Source organism: Paraburkholderia sp. BR10923 (genome assembly GCF_040948765.1).
GTDB classification, from domain to species: Bacteria; Pseudomonadota; Gammaproteobacteria; order Burkholderiales; family Burkholderiaceae; genus Paraburkholderia; species Paraburkholderia youngii.
Map to the genome: position 1 here is coordinate 1 of NZ_JBFPKO010000239.1, position 255 is coordinate 255.

Annotated in this window: 1 pseudogene; it reads left to right on the top strand. The window is 66.7% G+C overall.

What is annotated here, in order from left to right:
• Window positions 1-255 (top strand): annotated as a pseudogene (locus AB3X94_RS42290) (hypothetical protein); the annotation flags it as partial.

Genomic DNA, 255 nt, shown 5'->3' on the forward strand with positions numbered 1-255 from the left:
GGACGCTGGCGACGCGGTGAACAAGGAGCAGCTCGACGAGGTCGGCAAGACGGCCAGCGCAGGCTGGAACGTGAGCGCGCAGGGCGCGAACGCGACGAACGTGGCGCCGGGCGGCACGGTCGACCTGAAGAACACCGATGGCAACCTCGCGGTGAGCAAGAGCACGGCCGGCAACGACGTGAACTTCGATCTGGCACGCGACCTGAAGGTCGACAGCGTGACGATGGGTGACACGGTGGTGAACAACGACGGCCT